The following is a 12,492-nucleotide window of genomic DNA, read 5'->3' on the forward strand; positions in this document are numbered from 1 at the left end:
TCCTTCGTCACGATCTGCGAGGCCTCATGAACCGCTCCCTCTTCTGGACCACCTTCGCCACCGTCTTCCTCGCCGAGGTGGGCGACAAGACGCAGCTCGCGGCCATGACGGCGACGGTGCGCAGTGGGCAGATCTGGACCGTGTTCCTGGCCGCCAGCGCGGCCCTGGTGTGCGCCACGGCCATCGGCGTGGCCCTGGGTGGCGTGCTGTTCAAGTACATCCCCGAGGCGGCCATCAAGTGGGTGGCGGGGGTGGCCTTCATCGCGGTGGGCCTGTGGGTGCTGATCAAGGGCTGAGTCCTAGCCAGAACCCGGTCCCGGGCCTGGTCCCGGGGCCGACCCGCGTCTTCTACGACGGCGGCTGCGGCCTCTGCCATGGGGCGGTGCGCTTCGCGGCCCGGCGCGACATCCTCGGGCGCCTGCGCTTCGCGCCCCTGGACGGCCCGACCTTCCGGCGGACCGTGCCCGTGGAGGCCCGCCGTGATCTGCCGGACAGCCTGGTGGTCCTCACGGCCGAGGGCGAGGTGCTGTCCCGCTCGGAAGCCGTCCTCCACCTGCTGGGGCGGCTGGGATTGCCTTGGCCCGCGGTGGCCGCCGCCTTGGCCTGGGTGCCCGTTCCGCTGCGGGACGGGATCTATCGCCTGGTGGCCCGCCTCCGGCGCCGCCAGGAGGCCTGTGCCCTCGTCGCCCCTGGAGACGACCGGTTCGAGCCATAGAAATTTTAAAGTGTCACAAAGCCCCCCGGCCCGGCACTCCAAAGGCTGACGACAGCACCACAGTCCCAACCCCCCGCTCCCGGGGGAGGGACTTCGTCCCACCAGCGGGGCCGCTCGGCCCCAGGCGCGGCCCTGGCCGCAAGGAGGATCCATGATCACCAAACTCATCGGGGCGGCCACCCTGTTCGCAGCCGGCTCCCTGGTCGCCGGCGCGCCGGCCACCCTGGGCGCCGTGTCCGTCGAACCCTTCGGTGCCGACGCCGCCCTCAGCACCGCCGCCGGTTGCGGCGCCAAGGACGCCAAGGACGAGGGCAAGGCCGCCGCCAAGGACGCGAAAGCCAAGGACGGTTCCTGCGGCAAGGGCTCCTGCGGCAGCAAGGACGCCAAGGCGAAGAAGGGGGCCAAGGACGGCTCCTGTGGCAAGGGCTCCTGCGGCAGCAAGGACCCGAAGAAGGACGCCCCCGCGGACAAGAAGTAGCGGAGGACGCATGGCTCAGGGCAGATCTCCCGGATCCTTCCAGGGCGTGGGCCTGGGCCTCCGGCGCGCCCACCTCGACGAGGTGGCGGCCCGGGAGGACCACGGCGTCCCCTTCTGGGAGACCTGCCCGGAGAACCTGATCGGGGATGGTGGCCGCCACCACCGGCTGGCTTCCGCCATCCTCGACCGGGACCCGGTTCTCACCCACGGCCTGGCCATCTCCCTGGGCGGCTTCGACCCCTGGGACGGGGACTACCTGCGCGAGCTGGACCGCTTCCTGGTCCGCGCGGGCACGCCCTGGCACTCCGAGCACCTCTGCTTCACGGGCGTGGACGGCAGCTGCCTCCACGAACTGCTGCCCCTGCCCTTCACCCATGAGGCGGCCCGGCACACCATCGCCCGGGCCCGGGACCTCCAGGCCCGCCTGCCCGTGCCGCTCCTGCTGGAGAACATCACGTACTACGCCCACCTCGGCGAGCCCGAGATGGATGAGGCGGCCTTCATCGCCGAGGTGCTGGAGGGCGCGGACGTGGGCTGGCTGCTGGACGTGAACAACGTCTACGTGAACGCCCTCAACTTCGGCTTCGATCCCAAGGCCTGGCTGACCCGCATGCCCCTGGACCGCGTGGCCCAGATCCACATCGCCGGCCACAAGAAGTTCGGATCCATCACCGTGGACACCCACGGCGCGGATGTGATCGATCCCGTCATCGAGCTCATGCAGTGGACCCTCGCCCGCCTGGGGCGGCCCGCCCCTGTGCTGCTGGAGCGGGACAACCACATTCCGGATTTCGGGGACCTCCTGGCGGAGCGAGCCCGGATCCAGGCCGCCTATGATGCGGCGCTGGCCCCGGCAAAGACGGAAGCCGCGCCGGCGGAGGTCGTCCGTGTCTGAGTCCCGCACCTTCCGCCTCCAGCGGGCCATGGCCTCCCTGATCCTGGATGACGAGCCGGAGGACATCGGCGCGCCGGCGGAACGCCTGGGGCTCCCGGCGGGTGACCCGCAGGCCTTCCGTGACCAGCCCGAGGCCATGGACCTGTACCGGGAGCTGGCCCGCCTGAGCCTCACGGAACCCCTGGAGACGACCTTCCCTGTCCTGAAGGCCCTGCTCGAGGGTGCGGAGGTCTGGGAGGACTGCGCGCAGGCCTTCCTGTCGGCCCGGGTGGTGCGGAGCACCCACTACCGCGACATCGCCCCCAGCTTCCTGGGCTGGCTCGTGGATACGGGCTGGGGCCAGGACCGCTGGCCCTTCCTAGCGGAACTGGCCCACGCGGAGCTCCTGGAGGTGCTGGTGGCCCGCTTCCCGGAGGCCGATCTGCGCCAGGATCTCCATGACGAGCCGGGTCCCGGGGATGTCGTGTGGCTCGACCCCGGAACCCAGGTGGTGGCCTATGCCCACGCCGTGCATCGGGCCACCGAGGCGGCCCCCGTGCCCGAGGCGCGGCCCACCCACCTTCTGGCCTTTCGGGATGAGGAAGGCGAGGCCCGGGTGCTGGAGCTCACGGCGGCCACCGCCACCCTGCTCGTCCAGGCGCGCACGCGCCCACTGGCCGAATCCGCGGCGGCCCTGGGCCTCTCCGATCCGGCCCCGGCGCTCGCCCTCCTCCGGGATCTGCGCCGGCAGGGCGCCGTCCTGGGCTTCCGCGCGCCCCACTGATCCATCCTTTCCAGCGTTCTCCCCAGGCCATCCCCCAGCCATCGAGGTCCCCATGCGACTCCGCGCCTTCGCGCCCCTGCTTCTGTTGACCCTTTCCCTTGCGGCCCAGAGCCGGACCTTCCGAGTGGACACCACGCACACGGTGCTGGGCTTCAAGGCCTCCACCCTGCTCTTCGACGTGCCGGGCCGCTTCACCCAGTACAGGGCCGACATCCAGGGCGACCCGGCCACGCTGGAGGGCGCGAAGGTCCGCCTGGACATCGACGCGCGCTCCGTGGACACCGCCAATGGCACGCGCGACGAGCACCTGCGCTCCCCGGACTTCTTCGACGTGGCGAAGCACCCCGCCATCACCTTCGTGTCGCGGGAGGTGAAGCGGGAGGGAGACAAGGTGGTGGTACGCGGCACGCTCACGATGCATGGGGTGAGCCGGGAGCTGAGCCTGCCCTTCACGCCCGCGGAGGGCACGAACGGGGCCGGGGCCCACACGTGGGCCTACCGGGCCACGCTGCCACTGGATCGCCTCGACTACGGCGTGGGGGCCGACAGCGTGGCCGCCAAGATCAGCCTGAAGCGGCAGGTGGAGCTGGACCTGATGCTGGTGGGATTCTTCGACGCGCCGGGGAAGAAGTAGGTCAGCCCCGCCTCAGCGTGAAGATCGCGATCTCCGGCGGGGCGGCGATGCGCAGCGGAAGGCCCACTACGCCCAGGCCGCGGCTCACGTAGAGCACGTCCTCACCCTGGCGGTAGAAGCCCTGGGTGCGCGGGCCGATGAGGTGGGCGCTGCTGACGCCGGGGATGGGATTGATCTGGCCGCCATGGGTGTGCCCGGACAAGGTCAAGCGGGCGCCCGCGGTCAGGGCCTCCTCCCATTCGCTGGGCCGGTGGTTCAGGCAGAGGCGGAAGGCGTCGACGGGCACATCGCGGGTGGCCTCCGCGGGCCGGGGGCCGGGCCCGAAGACCATGCGCCGGAACCGGCCGTTCCGGGCCATCGGATCCTGGAGGCCCATCACCGCCAGGGTGCTGCCGTTCCGGCGGACCAGGGCCGAGGCGTTCTCCACGCAGCGGATGCCGGCGGCTTCCAGGTCCCGCCAGATGGGCCGGGGATCGTCGAAGTAGTCGTGGTTGCCGAGCACGGCGAAGATCCCGTGGGCCGCCGGGAAGCCCGCGAAGGCATCGATCACCGGCCCCAGCTCCTCGGGCCGGCTGTCCACTAGGTCGCCAGTGATGAGGAGCAGGTCCGGCCGCTCCCGCGCCGCGAGGTCCCGCCATCGGCGCACCAGCTCCGGGCCCACCAGGGGGCCGGAATGCAGGTCGCTGAGCTGGGCGAGGCGGAGGCCTTCGAGCCCCGGTGGCAGGTTCGTGAAGGCCAGCTCGTGGCGGGTGATGACCGGATCGCCATAGGCCTCCCGGGAGCCCCGGGCGCCGAAGGCCACCGCGGCTCCGGTGCTCGCCAGGGCGGCGGTCCGCAGGAACGCGCGCCGTCCGGGATCCAAGGCCTCGCCCGGCGGCTCGGGCTTCTGGCGGCTCCACAGGTGCCAGAGGCCCTCGGCCGCCATGCCCGCCAGCAGGTGCAGAACCGTGAAGGCCTGGAAATAGAATCCCCCCCGGGCCATGCCCCGCAGGAGGGGCAGAGCGCCATGCCCGCCCAGGCCGATGAGGCGCAGCCCGGCGAAGAGGATCAGGGGGATGTGGATGAGCCCCAGGATCCAGGGCAGCGCCCGATGGTACCGGCTCGGCAGTTCCAGTCGCAGCAGGCGCAGGTGCAGCCACTGGACGAGGAAGATGAGGACGAGGCCGGTGAGGAAGAGCATCAGGATTCCCAGGATGACATCACGGCCGCACGATCACGCTGAGGGTTCCCACGGTACGACCCTTCATGGCCCCGTCCAAGGGGCGATGCACACCCAGGGTGAAGGACAGGTTCCCCGCGAGGCGGCGCACCACGTCCATGGGTAGTCCCAGGTTCCGGCTGTTCAGCTCCAGGCCCGCCACCCGCTGGGCCGAGGGCCGGGGATCGGGGTCCTGCCACACGGTCGCGTGCTCCACGTAGGCCGTGAGGGGGCCGAGCCCCAGGTCTCCCCGCAGGCGCCGCAGGCGATCGCCCATGGCGGTGTAGGCGGGCAGGGCCGCCTGGTCCACCCGGTTGGCGTCCAGGGATCCGGGCAGCAGGGAGGTGCCCACGCCGCCCAGGTGGAAGCGGTCCAGAGCCGAGGAGTCGCCGCCGACGCGACCCTCCTCCAGGCGCACCGTCAGTGGCGACCAGGGGTTGATCCAGCCCAGCGTGAGGGTGGCGCGCGCCAGGGTCCAGCTCCGGCCGTCCGTGCGTCCCTGCTGCCCCCGGGCGGCCAGAGCGGCGCGGAGACCCTGCCCGTCCCGGCTCCAGGAGTTGCTCAGGCCCGCTTCCGCGCCCCAGAGGGCCCGGCTGATCGATGTCCCGCCCTGGGGCGTGACCCGCTCGTAGGCCAGGATGGGCCGGAGGTGGGCGCGGGGGCGGCCCAGGTCCTCCCGGTCGAAGGCCAGCTCCACGCCCCGGCGCTCGCGGTCGAAGCCCGCCACGGGCGCGAACCGCTGGCTGGAGGGGCGCTCCAGGAGGGAGAAGGCCTGGAGCGAAGGCGCCCAGCGCCAGCCGCGCCAGGCCGCGCCGGCCATGCCGCCCCGGGGGCCCGCGCCGTCGCCCAGCCCCGCCAGCACCTGCCAGTTCAGGCGGCCGAGGATGTCGTTGCCTCCAGCGCCGAGCTGGATGCTTTCGCCGGATGGGGTGAGGCTGTAGCCCGCCAGGGTGAAGGCCTCGTGGCTCTCCCCGACGCGGTAGGGATGAGGAACGACGGGGACCGGTGGAGGCAGGGGGCTGGGCTCGTCGGACCTGGGGAGGATCTGGCCCTTGATCAGGGCGGCGGGATCCTGGGGCAGGTCGCGGGGCTCCAGGGGCGGCAGGGTGGCGTCGAGGCGGCGGATCTGGACGCCCGTGGCACTGAGCTGGGTGTAGTAGATCCACTTGCCGTCCGGCGTGGCCACCGGGTTCCAGGCGGCGGCCAGGGTGCGCGTGAGGGGCCGCCCGGCGGCATCCACCACGTTCCAGATGCCACCCACCTCCTTCCAGGAGGGGCCGGCCGGTGCGGTGGGCTTCGCCGCGATGACGGAGGTGCCACGCACGCCCTTGCCCAAGGTCCAGACCCGGCCCCGGGGCTTCAGCACCCCTTCTTCATCGGGCAGGCGGAGCTGGAAGGCGATGGCGTCCGGGGCCGTCCAGACGGGCTTCCAGGGAAGGGCGCCATCGATGGATCCCAGCCGTCGCGCCGGAGGCAGCACCGGCACGAGGGGGGCGTGGTCGGGGGGCTCGCCGGGCTGGGGCTTGGCGGCCTTGGACGCGGCCTTCAGATCCCAGACATAGAGTCCGGGCTTCTTGGCGGCCAGCACCCGGGCCAGGAGCTTCGTGCCGTCGGGGCTCAAGGCCAGATCCGTGGCCCAGCCCTGGAGCTGGGTGACCAGCTCGCCCTCGCGCAGACCCTGGGCCCGGGCGAAGCGCTCCAGCTCCAGGGCGGTGTGGGTCAGCTCAGCACAGAAGCGCTGGTAGCCATCCTTGGGCGGGAAGCCGAAGGTGGCGGCGAAGGCCGCGTCGAAGTCACGCTTTCCCGCCAGGTGGATCCAGAGGGTCTGGAGCGCTTTCGGATCGCCGGAGGTCATCTCCAGCCACTCGAGGTAGGCGCTGCCGCCCAGGTAGGCCAGGCTGCCGCCCAGGAAGCCCTGGGTACCGCTCAGGGCCTCGTAGGTGGGGAGCTTGCCTTCGATGGCCCACTGGCGCAGCACCGCGGCGCGGAAGGCGCTGTGGGGGCGGCCGCTGCCCGTGAGCTTGCCTTCAATGAGGGTGGCGTAGCCCTCGGTGACCCAGCGGGGGGACTTCTCCGCGAGGGGCCCCAGCGCCGCGGTCCAGCGCCGCCAGAGGCTGGGCTTCAGGGCCGGGCGCAGTAGGTGGTGCATGTGGCCCAGTTCGTGGACCACCAGCAGCTCCGCCCAGTCGCGGTGGTGGCCGACGACTGAATCGGGTTCGGGCACCGTCTTCCACAGCACCACATGGGGACGGGGGAGGATGGGGAAGGCCAGGCCGTTGGCCTCCATCACGGGGTCCAGGATCAGGATGTCGATGGGCTTCCCCGGCTTCTCGTAGGCGAAGCCGACCAGCCCCAGGTATTGGGCATGGACCCCTTCCACCCGGGAGGCCACGTCCCGGCCGAAGGCCTCGAAGGCCGCGGGGCAATGGATGCGGTAGTGCGCGGTGGCGAAGGTGAGCCAGCGCGCATCGGGAGCCTGGACCCGGGCGGGGGCCGCCTGGACCAGGGCGGGAAAGAGGGCCAGGGCGGGTGTCAGGGTCCGGAGGCGCATGGCCCCAGTGTGAACCCAGGATGTGATGGGGATCATGTTTTGAGAATTCATCTCAAATTTAGGGTTGAAATTCGAGATTCATTGTTGTGAGACTCATTCTCATGTTTATGACGCCATCCCTCCCACTCCCGGCGACTGCCCCGGCGCCGACCTTGATGGTCGTCCAAGGGTCCGCGCCGGCCCTGGATCGCCTCGTGCTCGCCATGGGGACCGAGCTGCGCCTGCACCTCGAGGGCCCCGGGGACCTCGGCCGGGCCTCGGAGGTGGCGCTGGCGGAGGTCGCCCGCCTCGAGGCCGCCTGCTCCACCTGGGACCCCGCCTCCACCTGGAGCCGCCTGAACGCGGCCCAGGGCCGCCCCGTGGCGCTGGACCGCGAGTGGCTCGACCTGCTGGCGCAGATGAAAGCCTGGCAGGCGCGCACGGAGGGGGCCTTCGACCCTGTCCTGATGGCCCTGATGCGGGCCTGGGCCATCCGGGCGGGGGGCCGGACGCCGGATCCAGCGGCCTTGGCGGCCGCGCGCCGCGCCTCGGGCGCCCCTCTCTTGATCCTCGATCGGACCGCGGGCACCGCCCGATTGGCCCTTCCCGAGGCGGGCGTGGAGGAGGGCGGCTTCCTCAAGGGCTACGCCCTGGACCGCCTGCGCCAGGCGGTGGGTACGCCTGCGGGCCTGCTGGACTTCGGCGGCCAGCTGCTGGCCTGGGGTGCGCCGGTGGAGGCCTCCGTGGCCGATCCCCGGGACCGCCGCCTCGCCCGGCTCACCCTTTCCCTGCGCGAGGCCTCGCTCTCCAGCAGCGGCACCTCCGAGCGGGGCCGGCACATCCTCGACCCGCGCACGGGCGAACCCTGTCCCGACTGGGGCAGCACCGCGGTGGTGGCCGCGGACGCCCTCACGGCGGATGTCCTCTCCACGGCCCTCTACGTCCTGGGCCCCGACGCGGGCCGGACCTGGGCGGAACGCCAGGGCGTGGCCGCCGCCTTCCTCCTCAACGACGGAACGGTCCGGATGAGCCCGGCCTTCCGCGCCCTCCACCCCACCCTGATCGCCCGGGAGTCCCGATGAAGTCCCTGCTCACCCCCCTCATGTGCGCCCTGCTGGCGGCGCCCGCCTTCGCCCAGGAGAAGCCGGACACGGACAAGCGGATTGCCGATCTGGAGCGCCGCCTGGATGCCATGTCCCGGGAGCTCGAGAGCCAGAAGACCGGCAGCGTGGTGCCGCCCGCCGGCGAGGAGGGCCGCTTCGGCCTGGGCGCGGCGGCCAGCAAGATCTATGCGGCGCCCGCGGGCCTCAGCATCGGCGGCTACGGCGAGTTCCTCTACCAGAACTTCGACTCCAAGCTGCAGAACGGGACGAAGGCCCCCCGGGAAGCCAACCTCGATGCCCTGCGCCTCGTGCTCTACACGGGCTACAAGTTCACGGACCGCATCGTGTTCAACTCCGAGCTGGAGTTCGAGCACGGCGGCTACTCCGACGAGTCCACAGGGGGCGAGGTCAAGGTCGAGTTCGCCTACCTGGACTTCCTGGTCGACAAGGCCTTCAACGTGCGGGCCGGCATGATGCTGCTGCCCGTGGGCTTCATCAACGAGATGCACGAGCCCCCCGCCTTCCTCGGCTCCCAGCGCCCGCTCGTGGAGCGCCGCATCATTCCCAGCACCTGGCATGAGAACGGCGTGGGCCTCCACGGCGAGCTGCCGGGCAACCTGAGTTACCGCCTCTACCTGGTGAACGGCATGGACGCCAACCCCGATCCAAGCAACGGCCACGAGGGCTTCACGGCCGAGAGCATCAAGGGCGGACGCCAGTTCGGCAAGGAGGCCAAGGCCAACAGCCTGGCCTGGACCGGCCGCCTGGACTGGGCGCCCATCCCCGGCACCACCCTGGGCTTCAGCTTCTACCGCGGCAACTCCAACCCCACGGATGGCGCCGAGTCCCTCATGACCACCCTGTGGGACGTCCACGCGGAGTACCGCGCCTCGGGCCTCCAGCTGCGCGGCCTCGTCTCCCGCGTCACCAACTCCGAGGCGGGCGTGGCGGCCCTTCCCGTGGCCAGCGACGGCTTCCAGACCGGCACCCGGCAGTTCGGCGGCTACCTGGAGGCGGGTTACGACGTGCTGCGCGGCACCGGCAAGCAGGCCCTCATCCCCTTCATCCGCTACGAGCGCCTGAACTCCCAGCAGCGCGTGGTGGAGGGCGTCACCCCCGACCTCGCCAACGATGTGACCGTGAAGACCGTGGGCGTGAGCTACAAGCCCATCCCCAACGTCGCGGTGAAGGCCGACTGGAACAAGATCGAGAACCGCGCCGAGACCGGCCGCGACCAGTTCAATCTGGGCCTCGGCTTCTACTTCTAGGACCCGCCATGCTCCGCGTCCTCGCCCCCCTCGCCTTCTCACTGCCCCTCTTCGCGGCCCTGCCCACCACGCAGGAGGCCCTGGCCCTGGCCTTTCCCGGGGCCCAGCTCGCCCGGAAGGAGTTCGTGCTCAGCGAGCCCCAGGCGGCTCGCGCCAAGGCGCTGGCCCAGGTGGAGGTGCCGGGGCGCTGGCTCGTGGCCTACGAGGCTCGCCGCAACGGAACCCTGGTGGGCGTCGGATTCTTCGACACCCACCGGGTCCGCACCCTGAACGAGACGCTGCTGGTGGCCATCTCGCCTGAAGGCCGCGTCCTCCGTGTGGAAGCCGTGACCTTCCACGAGCCGGCCGAGTACATGGCGAAGGAGGCCTGGGTGAGGCAGTTCGAGGGGAAGGGCCTCGACCCGCAGCTCACCCTCAAGGGCGCCATCCGGCCCCTGTCGGGCGCCACCCTCACGGCGAACGCCATGACGGACGCCGCCCGCCGCTGCCTGGCCCTGCACCAGGTGCTCTACCGGGAGGGGAAATGAGCCCGCTCGAGCGCTGGAGCCTGCACCTGGCGGCCCTGCTCACCGCCGGGACGGGACTCATGGACGGCCTGCTGCGCTGGTTCGGCGTGCGCATGGGCGAGTTCGGTCCCGAACCCCACCCCTGGCTCCCGGCGGCCCAGCACCTGCACGTGCTCACTGCGCCCCTGCTCCTCTTCGCCCTGGGCATGACCGTGCGCGGCCACCTCCAGGCCAAGCTCAGGCGAGGGCCAGAGGGCCGGCGCACGGGCCTGGGCGCCGCCTTCCTCATCGCGCCCATGGTGCTGTCCGGCTACGCCGTCCAGGTGGTCACCACCCCGGCCTGGCGCACGGCCTTCAGCTGGGTGCACGGCCTCAGCGCCGGTCTCTTCCTGCTGGCCTACCTGGGCCACCTCTTCATCCCTCACGCCCAGCCCGTCCCCCGGGCCCTGGCCGAGACGTCCCAGGGCTGACAGCCGACAGCCGACAGCCGATAGCTGATAGCGTTCTAGGCCATGGCCAAGATCCGCGTGCTCCCCGACCAGGTCGCGAACCAGATCGCGGCGGGGGAAGTCGTCGAGCGGCCCAGCTCAGTGCTGAAAGAGCTGGTGGAGAACGCCCTGGACGCCGGGGCCCGGCGCATCGAGATTGCCTGGGAGGAGGGCGGTAAGCGCCTGCTGGAGGTGGCCGATGATGGCTCGGGCATGGCCCGGGATGACCTGTACCTCGCCCTGGAGCGCCATGCCACCAGCAAGGTGCGCACGGCCGACGACCTGGGCCATCTCGGAACCTTCGGCTTCCGAGGTGAGGCCCTGCCCAGCATCGCCAGCGTCAGCCGCTTCGACCTCGCGAGCGCGGAGTCCGAGGGCGCGGGCCACCGCTTGCGCTGCGAGTTCGGCGTCATCAAGGAGGTGCTGCCCGTCTCGCGCAGCCGGGGCACTACCATCACCGTGCGCGACCTCTTCGCCCAGCTGCCGGCGCGGCGGCGCTTCCTCAAATCCACGGACACCGAGCACGCCCAGCTCTGGGGTGCCGTGGCGCGCCTCGCCCTCAGCTCGCCCGGCGTCCACTGGACGATCCGCCCCGATCGCGGCGCGCCCCTGGTGCTGCCGCCCGTGGCGGACCCGGGCCAGCGCCTGGGGCCTCTGCTCGGCGAAAAGCTCACGCGTCTGGTGCCCTTCGTGAATGGCGAGCCGCCCTGGCGCCTGCGGGGCTTCGTCTCGCCGCCGGACCTCAGCTTCCGCGACCGCAACCACCTCTACCTCTTCGTGAACGGCCGGGCCGTGCGCGACCGCCTGCTGCTGGCGGCGCTCTCCGAGGCCTGGTCCGGCACCTTCGCCAAGGGCTCGTACCCGGCGGCCGTGCTCTTCCTGGAGCTGCCCCCCGAGGCCGTGGACGTGAACGTGCATCCCACCAAGGCTGAGGTGCGCTTCCGGGAGCCCCAGCGCATCTTCGCCTGGGTCCGGGGCGGGGCCGAGGAGGCCTGGGCGCAGCTCCGCGGCGGACTGGCCTCGGTGCTGGAGTTGCCACCCAAACCGCTTGAGGCTGAATTCGAGCTGGACCCCTCGCGCCGAGCCGCGGCCCAGCATCCCCGCCTCTGGTCCGATCACTCCGGCGGAGCCCTGGAGGCCTACCAGGCGCTTGATGCTGCGTTCAACACGCGGCCCCTGGAGACGGTCTACACCTACGAGCCGATGTCTTCAGGGGTTGCCGAGAACCTGGATCCCAGTGGCGCCATCCGCTACCTGGGCGCCTTCCAGCAGACCTACCTGTTGGCGGAAATCGAAGGGGAGCGCGGTCCCGAGCTGTGGATCGTGGACCAGCACGTGGCCCACGAGCGGGTGCTCTTCGAGCGGCTCTTCCTGCGCCGCCACGCCCCCGCCATCCAGCCCCTGATGCCGCCCCGGGTGGTGCCGGTGGGACCGGAGGCTCTGGCGCGGCTCACGCCCTTCCTCTCAGAGCTGGAGGCGGCGGGCGTGGAGGCCGATCCCTTCGGTGACGGCGCGTTGGTGGTGCGCGGCCTGCCGGATTTCCTGGCGGACCGCGACCCCCAGGCTCTGCTGGAGGACCTGCTGGCCCGGCTGGAGCGGGAGGGCCGCGTGGACCTGGACGCCTTCCGCCGGGACCTCAACGCCGAGCTGGCCTGCCGCGCCGCCATCAAGAAGCACCACGTCCTGCCCCCGGACCTGGCCCTGGGCCTCATTCGGGACCTGCTGGCCTGCGAGGTGCCCAACACGTGTCCCCACGGCCGCCCCATCCTCAAGAAGCTCACCCTCGACGACTTGGAGCGCAGCTTCGGGCGGCGAATCTAGCCCGATCGGCGGCCTGCCACTCGCGCAGGCGCTCGCGGGGGGACACCCCCGCGCGGCTCCGCCGACCACCCCCGGATCGCATCGTGCCCCGCA

General features: G+C 71.7%; 13 protein-coding genes. 11 read left to right on the forward strand and 2 right to left on the reverse strand.

What is annotated here, in order from left to right:
- The first annotated feature begins 26 nt into the window (after positions 1–26).
- The 6 genes from MLE64_RS14725 (at position 27) to MLE64_RS14750 (ending at position 3,485) form a co-directional block, all read left to right on the forward strand.
- Positions 27–296: a TMEM165/GDT1 family protein gene (locus tag MLE64_RS14725; protein WP_243318853.1), complete on the forward strand. Its 270-nt coding sequence runs from the start codon at positions 27–29 to the stop codon at positions 294–296.
- Complete coding sequence (locus MLE64_RS14730; protein WP_243318855.1) at positions 275–715, forward strand: thiol-disulfide oxidoreductase DCC family protein; 441 nt, start codon at positions 275–277, stop codon at positions 713–715. The genes MLE64_RS14725 and MLE64_RS14730 overlap by 22 nt, the downstream gene beginning before the upstream one ends.
- 151 nt (positions 716–866) lie before the next feature.
- Positions 867–1,193 carry a hypothetical protein gene (locus MLE64_RS14735; RefSeq protein WP_243318857.1) on the forward strand — a complete coding sequence of 109 codons (327 nt, stop codon included), beginning with the start codon at positions 867–869 and terminating at the stop codon, positions 1,191–1,193.
- 10 nt (positions 1,194–1,203) lie between these two features.
- Positions 1,204–2,088 carry an MbnB/TglH/ChrH family RiPP precursor modification enzyme gene (locus MLE64_RS14740; RefSeq protein WP_243318859.1) on the forward strand — a complete coding sequence of 295 codons (885 nt, stop codon included), beginning with the start codon at positions 1,204–1,206 and terminating at the stop codon, positions 2,086–2,088.
- Complete coding sequence (locus MLE64_RS15885) at positions 2,081–2,851, forward strand: HvfC/BufC family peptide modification chaperone (protein ID WP_341482294.1); 771 nt, start codon at positions 2,081–2,083, stop codon at positions 2,849–2,851. The genes MLE64_RS14740 and MLE64_RS15885 overlap by 8 nt, the downstream gene beginning before the upstream one ends.
- Positions 2,852–2,903: 52 nt before the next feature.
- Positions 2,904–3,485 carry a YceI family protein gene (locus tag MLE64_RS14750; RefSeq protein WP_243318861.1) on the forward strand — a complete coding sequence of 194 codons (582 nt, stop codon included), beginning with the start codon at positions 2,904–2,906 and terminating at the stop codon, positions 3,483–3,485.
- 1 nt (position 3,486) lies between these two features.
- Here the strand turns inward: MLE64_RS14750 and MLE64_RS14755 are convergent, their stop codons facing one another.
- Both MLE64_RS14755 and MLE64_RS14760 read right to left on the reverse strand, forming a co-directional pair.
- Positions 3,487–4,665: a metallophosphoesterase gene (locus MLE64_RS14755; protein WP_279343148.1), complete on the reverse strand. Its 1,179-nt coding sequence runs from the start codon at positions 4,663–4,665 to the stop codon at positions 3,487–3,489.
- A gap of 19 nt (positions 4,666–4,684) precedes the next feature.
- Positions 4,685–7,234: a TolB-like translocation protein gene (locus MLE64_RS14760; protein ID WP_243318863.1), complete on the reverse strand. Its 2,550-nt coding sequence runs from the start codon at positions 7,232–7,234 to the stop codon at positions 4,685–4,687.
- Positions 7,235–7,389: 155 nt separating this feature from the next.
- Between MLE64_RS14760 and MLE64_RS14765 the strand changes: the two genes are divergently transcribed.
- The 5 genes from MLE64_RS14765 to mutL are packed head-to-tail and all read left to right on the forward strand — an operon-like array spanning position 7,390 to position 12,399.
- Positions 7,390–8,295 carry an FAD:protein FMN transferase gene (locus tag MLE64_RS14765; protein WP_243288615.1) on the forward strand — a complete coding sequence of 302 codons (906 nt, stop codon included), beginning with the start codon at positions 7,390–7,392 and terminating at the stop codon, positions 8,293–8,295.
- Complete coding sequence (locus tag MLE64_RS14770) at positions 8,292–9,584, forward strand: porin family protein (protein WP_243318864.1); 1,293 nt, start codon at positions 8,292–8,294, stop codon at positions 9,582–9,584. Before MLE64_RS14765 ends, MLE64_RS14770 begins: the two co-directional genes overlap by 4 nt.
- 8 nt (positions 9,585–9,592) lie before the next feature.
- On the forward strand, positions 9,593–10,111 hold the full coding sequence (locus MLE64_RS14775) for an FMN-binding protein (protein ID WP_243318865.1): 519 nt from the start codon (positions 9,593–9,595) through the stop codon (positions 10,109–10,111).
- Positions 10,108–10,560, forward strand: coding sequence for a hypothetical protein (locus MLE64_RS14780; RefSeq protein WP_243318867.1), 453 nt, complete (start codon positions 10,108–10,110; stop codon positions 10,558–10,560). Before MLE64_RS14775 ends, MLE64_RS14780 begins: the two co-directional genes overlap by 4 nt.
- A 42-nt stretch (positions 10,561–10,602) precedes the next feature.
- Complete coding sequence (gene mutL, locus MLE64_RS14785; protein WP_243318869.1) at positions 10,603–12,399, forward strand: DNA mismatch repair endonuclease MutL; 1,797 nt, start codon at positions 10,603–10,605, stop codon at positions 12,397–12,399.
- The last annotated feature ends 93 nt before the right edge of the window (positions 12,400–12,492 follow it).

Source organism: Geothrix paludis, assembly GCF_022808815.1.
GTDB classification, from domain to species: domain Bacteria; phylum Acidobacteriota; class Holophagae; order Holophagales; family Holophagaceae; genus Geothrix; species Geothrix paludis.

Bases quoted from the DNA above. Each gene is read 5' to 3' on its own strand.
- MLE64_RS14765 (WP_243288615.1), top strand. From the start codon at position 7,390: ATGGTCGTCCAAGGGTCCGCGCCGGCCCTGGATCGCCTCGTGCTCGCC.
- MLE64_RS14755 (WP_279343148.1), bottom strand. From the start codon at position 4,665: ATGCTCTTCCTCACCGGCCTCGTCCTCATCTTCCTCGTCCAGTGGCTG.
- MLE64_RS14725 (WP_243318853.1), top strand. From the start codon at position 27: ATGAACCGCTCCCTCTTCTGGACCACCTTCGCCACCGTCTTCCTCGCC.
- MLE64_RS14780 (WP_243318867.1), top strand. From the start codon at position 10,108: ATGAGCCCGCTCGAGCGCTGGAGCCTGCACCTGGCGGCCCTGCTCACC.
- MLE64_RS14760 (WP_243318863.1), bottom strand. From the start codon at position 7,234: ATGCGCCTCCGGACCCTGACACCCGCCCTGGCCCTCTTTCCCGCCCTG.
- MLE64_RS14770 (WP_243318864.1), top strand. From the start codon at position 8,292: ATGAAGTCCCTGCTCACCCCCCTCATGTGCGCCCTGCTGGCGGCGCCC.
- MLE64_RS14735 (WP_243318857.1), top strand. From the start codon at position 867: ATGATCACCAAACTCATCGGGGCGGCCACCCTGTTCGCAGCCGGCTCC.
- MLE64_RS14775 (WP_243318865.1), top strand. From the start codon at position 9,593: ATGCTCCGCGTCCTCGCCCCCCTCGCCTTCTCACTGCCCCTCTTCGCG.
- mutL (WP_243318869.1), top strand. From the start codon at position 10,603: ATGGCCAAGATCCGCGTGCTCCCCGACCAGGTCGCGAACCAGATCGCG.
- MLE64_RS14750 (WP_243318861.1), top strand. From the start codon at position 2,904: ATGCGACTCCGCGCCTTCGCGCCCCTGCTTCTGTTGACCCTTTCCCTT.
- MLE64_RS14740 (WP_243318859.1), top strand. From the start codon at position 1,204: ATGGCTCAGGGCAGATCTCCCGGATCCTTCCAGGGCGTGGGCCTGGGC.